The organism is Paenibacillus sp. E194, assembly GCF_000935845.1.
Classification (GTDB): domain Bacteria; phylum Bacillota; class Bacilli; order Paenibacillales; family Paenibacillaceae; genus Paenibacillus_B; species Paenibacillus_B alvei_B.
Window position 1 is genome coordinate 1 of the sequence record NZ_JMDX01000300.1, and the last position, 5,955, is coordinate 5,955.

Annotated in this window: 7 protein-coding genes; all 7 read right to left on the bottom strand. The window is 50.0% G+C overall.

What is annotated here, in order from left to right:
• Positions 1-199: 199 nt before the first annotated feature.
• The 7 genes from AZ66_RS25685 to AZ66_RS25710 all read right to left on the bottom strand — a co-directional run bounded on the left by AZ66_RS25685 (position 200) and on the right by AZ66_RS25710 (position 5,842).
• Complete coding sequence (locus AZ66_RS25685) at positions 200-1,309, bottom strand: GT-D fold domain-containing protein (RefSeq protein WP_231587053.1); 1,110 nt, start codon at positions 1,307-1,309, stop codon at positions 200-202.
• 65 nt (positions 1,310-1,374) lie between these two features.
• A complete protein-coding gene (gene rfbB / locus AZ66_RS25690) occupies positions 1,375-2,367 on the bottom strand; it encodes a dTDP-glucose 4,6-dehydratase (protein ID WP_156160083.1) in 993 nt (330 codons plus the stop codon).
• Positions 2,364-3,095 (bottom strand): sugar phosphate nucleotidyltransferase, encoded by a 732-nt coding sequence (locus tag AZ66_RS25695; RefSeq protein WP_044357464.1) that lies wholly within the window; start codon positions 3,093-3,095, stop codon positions 2,364-2,366. Before AZ66_RS25695 ends, rfbB begins: the two co-directional genes overlap by 4 nt.
• A gap of 122 nt (positions 3,096-3,217) precedes the next feature.
• Positions 3,218-3,397 carry a hypothetical protein gene (locus AZ66_RS30200; protein ID WP_052648871.1) on the bottom strand — a complete coding sequence of 60 codons (180 nt, stop codon included), beginning with the start codon at positions 3,395-3,397 and terminating at the stop codon, positions 3,218-3,220.
• The gene (locus AZ66_RS25700; RefSeq protein ID WP_052648873.1) at positions 3,381-4,208 is read right to left on the bottom strand and encodes a glycosyltransferase family 2 protein; all 828 of its coding nucleotides are present in this window, start codon (positions 4,206-4,208) and stop codon (positions 3,381-3,383) included. The genes AZ66_RS30200 and AZ66_RS25700 overlap by 17 nt, the downstream gene beginning before the upstream one ends.
• Before the next feature lie 195 nt (positions 4,209-4,403).
• Positions 4,404-5,234 carry a glycosyltransferase gene (locus tag AZ66_RS25705; RefSeq protein WP_231587054.1) on the bottom strand — a complete coding sequence of 277 codons (831 nt, stop codon included), beginning with the start codon at positions 5,232-5,234 and terminating at the stop codon, positions 4,404-4,406.
• A 203-nt stretch (positions 5,235-5,437) separates the two neighbouring features.
• The gene (locus tag AZ66_RS25710; RefSeq protein WP_044357466.1) at positions 5,438-5,842 is read right to left on the bottom strand and encodes a WIAG-tail domain; all 405 of its coding nucleotides are present in this window, start codon (positions 5,840-5,842) and stop codon (positions 5,438-5,440) included.
• Between the last annotated feature and the right edge of the window lie 113 nt (positions 5,843-5,955).

The following is a 5,955-nucleotide window of genomic DNA, read 5'->3' on the forward strand; positions in this document are numbered from 1 at the left end:
GAATAACCATGATCGAATCGTTCTTGCCTCCGGTCACCCTTGCCCTTCCCTGATAGCTGGTGTGTGCTGTTTGATGTTCGAGCTCCTGCCCTCCGCGTCTTCTGCAATACCGGCCGACGATGTCGAGTCATAAACGTGTCACACCTCCCCTTCCCCTTAATGCAAGTTCACACTACCGAATCTGAATCCAATTGCAACTTCATATTGCAATGACTCCATCCGCGATCTTATTCGCTAGATGGCCGAAGTCAATGGCCACTTTGTTGTATCGCTCTGCTATTTGCTGTGCCAGGATGACCGCTGGAATTCCCGCCGCTACCAAGGCGATATCAAATTCATATCGGGACACCTCATCTAGAATGTGTGGGATATCCGTTGTCCCCCGAACAGGAGCAATTGTACCGGTTACTGTAATTCCTCGCTTCCTCAACACGGATGCTAATCCCACGGCGGCATTGCCCACAGTCAATACGCGGCGCCTTTTCAGCAAGCCATACAGGTGTCCCTGCAATGCAATAGCGTAATTCACTGTCGAAACGGTCATCCTCATATCAGCCATGTGTATGCCATGTGCACGAAGCACCGGCAAGAGGAGGCCATGGAAATTCGGGGAACGGAAGGTAGGTACACCGACAAATGACGCCTTGCGCACAGCCTCAGCTAATTGTTCCCGACAATTATGATCAGGAATTTCAAGTCCTGCATAGGCCAGGAAATCGCCATGTCTCCGCACTAGTTCAGTCGAGACTACCTTATCATGCGCCAGGGCGAACATCTCTCCATCACCAAGTCGGACAAGGGACATCGGTCTTCGCTCTTCCAGCGCCTGATGAAGCTCTGCGCATACTGCCTCCGGTTCTATGAACGACTGCAGCTGATGCCGGAACTGTTCGAAGCCTGCAGTGATGACATCTTCCACGGATATATCAGGGAGATACGTTTTCTCAGGCAATAAGTTCGCCAGAATCAATTCGCCTCCCTCATACCTTCCATGACGATATCCATCTTCAAAGCTAAGCCGCTTCTCATCCTCCAGATTGGGGATGGTTGGAATGAATTGATGGATAACAGGGTCGTTTTTTGTTAGCTTCGGCGTCTTCGGCAGTCTCGACTGCTTCGATAGCCTCGATCTCAGAACCCCTTTTTTCCGTAACCCTCTTCGCGTCCCTTTGCGCCTCAGACTGCCAGCACGACCATTCTTTGTTCGCAATCGCTTGCCAAGCGTACGACGCTTTCTTTTGCGTGGAGTACGAATAGAAGCTGTAGTTAGAATAAGCAGCGGCCTTTTGCGGCCCGCAGTCGTACTCATGCCTTCACCTTCCCTTGTCATCATGCAGTTATCTGCCTATAAAGCCTATATGCCTGAAGCCTGAATCAACGTGCGTCTAAATAAGCACCGGTGCGAACCCTCTCCCACCAGGTTCGGTTGGATACATACCAATCGATCGTTTTCTGCATCCCTTGCTCCAGATTGACGGTTGGGCGCCAGCCCAACTCACGCTCACTTTTTGCTGGGTCAATGGCATAACGCTTGTCGTGTCCAGGACGATCTGAGGTAAAGGAGATGAGTGATTCCGGTTTATCCAGCACTTGAAGAATCATCTTCACGATATCAATATTCGTACGCTCATTATGCCCGCCAATGTTATAGACTTCCCCTGCCTTGCCCGCTCTCAATGCCGCATCAATTGCCGCACAATGGTCTGTAACATACAGCCAATCCCGCACGTACAACCCGTCACCATATACAGGAATCGGTTCATCATGCAATGCACGCAGGATAATCGTCGGGATAAGCTTCTCTGGGAACTGTCTTGGCCCATAATTATTGGAGCATCGAGTAATTACGACAGGCATTCCATACGTATGTGCATAAGCTCGCACAAGCATGTCAGATCCCGCTTTCGATGCAGAATAGGGGCTGTTCGGCGCCAATGGAGACTCTTCTGTGAAATAACCTGTATTGCCTAGCGATCCATATACTTCATCCGTAGATACATGAATGAACTTCGAGATCTGGTGACGCTTCGCAGCTTCCAGCAGCTGAAGTGTTCCGAATACATTCGCACGAACAAATGCCTCTGGATCAGAAATGCTGCGATCAACATGGGACTCGGCCGCGAAATGGACAACCGCATCATACGCCGTCTCCGCAAAGATCTGCTTGAGACGCGCCTGATCTGTAATGTCCGCTTTAATAAAACGATAACGACCGGATGTTACAACGTCCCCCACATTATCTGGGTTGCCAGCGTAAGTGAGTGCATCCAAATTCGTAATGCGCAATCCCTCATATTGAGAGAGCATATATAAAATAAAGTTGCTTCCGATAAATCCCATGCCGCCGGTTACGAGCAAATGCGTCACAACCGCACCTCCCACAATTGCTGCGAAGCCTCTGACAAGGAATCGAATGTACCTGCATCGATCCACCATTGCTGAAGCGTATTGTATTGCAGCTTGCCAGCTTGCGCGTAGCAGTTGTTCACGTCGGTAATTTCCAGTTCCCCTCGCGCGGATGGCTCAATTGCACGAATATGTTTGAACACTTGAGTATCGTACATGTATATGCCAGTGACACAATAGGATGATGGGGGGCTTTTTGGCTTTTCTACAATGCATGCTATTCGATCTTGATGCTCGCTATCGAATTTAGGGACGCCGTATCGATGCGGATCCTTGACTTTTTTGAGTAGAATACGGGCCTCTCCAGCATCTTGTTGATGAAACGCTTCTACATAAGGGGTTAAATTGTCCAAAAATAAATTATCGCCAAGCAACACAACAAACTTCTCATCCCGCGTCAAATAGGGCTCTGCCAACGACAGCGCCTGCGCGATGCCCCCTGCTTCCTCCTGAATTGCATACGTAATGCGCACTCCCATAGACTGGCCGCTGCCGTAATATTCGGTATACAACGAAGCAGACATTTTACCAATCACCATGAAAATATCGGTTATGCCCGCTGAGCGCAATCGTTCTATTCCATAGCTGACCATGGGGTGTTTGCCCACAGGTATTAAGTGCTTATTCATTAGCTTGGTCAGTGGATAAAGACGGGTTCCAGTCCCCCCAGCCAATATGATGCCCTTCATGACGTACATCCTCCCTACATGAACATATGTGTTCGATACTTGATCTCACACATTTATCCGTTACTTGCGCGCATTATATGTTGATATGATCATACTGGTGCGCGGATACGGATATGATTTCTTCAGCCAACATTTCTCCCCCTGGCAATGCGCTCACGCTCCACATTGTCTGTTCGAACTGTATCCCTCTCCATCATTAGCGCCTGGAATGCTTCCATGTGATCGCCAAGAATTAATGTGGCAACCGGATTGCTTGCTCCAACATTCGATTGTCTAATTCGGTTATTATGAATGACGTCCACGACCTGTACGGCCTGAACATGGAGCCCCCGTACGATAGCCAAGTGCCTGCGCCTTGGGTGGAACACAGAGCGCCTCTTCACCCACCGTCTCTATGGCATGGCGGCTAAGGGCATGAGGAACTGCTGTCATTGAGTTCGCATACAGATCTTCTCTCCCCAAGCAGCGATTGAGCCATTGCTTGCAATGTGTAATTCCATCCTGCTGACCGAAATGATGAAGTAATGGAGTAATATTATTCAGTGCAACATCGACCCCCGTCTCAATTGCCCATATGAACGGAGCCAATTTATCAGCAGGTACTGGAAAGTCCCCATCCATAAACAATACAATATCTGCGTCCGACAGCCTTGCCCCTATTGAGCGGCCTATATCGTGCCCTAACGGATCGGTATAATGAACAATGGTTGCCTCCTGGGCCTGCTCTTTGGCGACTTTCAGCGTGTCGTCTTTGGAACCATTGATGATGACAAAGAGATCATTTAGCGACAATTGCTGCAATTGCTGCAGAACGGCTCCAATGCTTCTCTCCTCATTGCATGCGCTGAGCACGACGTCTACTCGCTTCATTGTCGGCACAAGCACCGCATCTGCAGCCTGAGGGAAACGACTCTGTACGAACCCGTCTCGGAACGATTCAGCCATAGCCCTTACCCACTCAAAGTGCCGCAGGATGGGGCGATACGGCTCCATAAACGATGCAAACCGCCTCTGCATCTCATTCTTGACGATTGGGCGCGGGACTTCTGTCGACACTTCTTGTTGCATGGCGAATTCGACGCCTTGCACCTGTCCAGCCCTTGAGGCCTCCATGCACATTTCCCGTGGGACGCGGGGAACAGCCGTGATACTAACCTTCGGAGCAATTGGGCGAGGCTTCCTCCTCGTCCTCCGTTGGGGTTTCCGCTGGCGGATTTTTTTGCGTCGCCGCCGACTGGCCACGCTGTATACTTGCCGAGTTCTACGTCGTATCTTGATGCGCCGTTGTCGCTTTCTCCTTAGTTTCACTTAATTCACCCGCCATCGTTGTCTAGTCAAGTCAGTATGTCCACCACGATCTCCAGCCTGTTCGAGCAACCAGCAAACTGCCCGCATATGATCGTCATTGATAAGCTGTTCTAATGGATCCGCTATATGCCCTTTGGTGCGAATTCGGTTCAATTTCCCTACATCGATGGAAGGAGCGGTCGTGACAACGAGCCCTTTGTTGATGGCCATGGCCTGAGCGAGCGGCGGTACGGACAACGCATCCGCTCCGATAACTTCCAATCCCCGACGGCTAATGACATGGGGCACCGCTGTCATTGATGCCCCCTTCAAGTCAGGACGTGATAGTAGCGCGTTAAGTGCATGCTTGGCCAAGACGACCTGATGCACTTCATGGCGATTCACAGGTCCTGAATAGTCATTAAGTACAATGTCTTTGCCTTCTTCAACCTTCTGTATATAAGGTCGGAGCTTCGAGGATGCGATCACCATATCGCCATCCAAGAATAATAAAATATTCCCCCGAGCTGCCTGTGCCCCGACGGTTCGACCTATGTCATGCCCTAATGGATGATCATATCGGAGCACCCGGGCTCCCATTGACTCAGCAATCCGATCTGATCCGTCTGTACTGCCGTTCGATACCACGATAACTTCTGTCCTTGGATGGACTCGGGCAGCCTGTTCAATGACTTTTGACAGCGTGCGTCGTTCATTTAAGACAGGAATGATCACGGATAAGACCGGATAAGAATGTGCAGGTATTTTTATCTTGGGACTCCATCTGCGCATTCTCCGTTTACGCTTTTTTGTAGAACGGAGTCGCCGCCTACGCAGTTTCACTCTCCGCAATTCGCTTCACCCCCTAGGACAGTTATGCCTGTTTAACCACCACATTGTATGTGCCTACCTGATAAGTTGTAACGGCATCTGTACATACACGAGGGATTAGCTGGGAGAAACGGCTGAAATACGTGGGTGAATAACCGCCAGAGCCATGTTGGCACTGACGGTTACCCATAATCACGAATCGTTATTTGCGAAGTGTTCTTAAGCTATCCAATTACGATCCACGACACGGATCCTTCCGGTTGTGGACCGATGCGTATACGGATAATTTCAATGACGACATGATCCGCGAACTGCGACTTCAGAACTGCATAACAAGAAGAATGGTTGGTCATTGCGACAAATACATAGTTTTCATGCGGATAGGCTTCTTCGAATTGTATCGTTAACTCAATCTTCTCATCTAGTTCACGGAAAGCGAAAGAAGACATCCCGAATTGCTGTAGTGCAGAGGTTCTCGTCGATGTAGTACGAATAGACGAGAACGTACAATGTTCTGGCGTTATCACCCCAAGGCTCACGTGCTCCGAGCTTATCGCTCCTTGGCTTACGTGCTCTGGGCCTATTGCTCCTTGGCTTACGTGCTCCGCTGTTATTGCCCCGTGGCTCACGATGCGCCGAGCTTATCGCTCCTTGGCTCACATGCTCCGAGCTTATAGCTCCTTGGCTCACGATGCTCCGCTGTTATTGCCCCGTGGCTCACATGCTCCGAGCTTATCGCTCC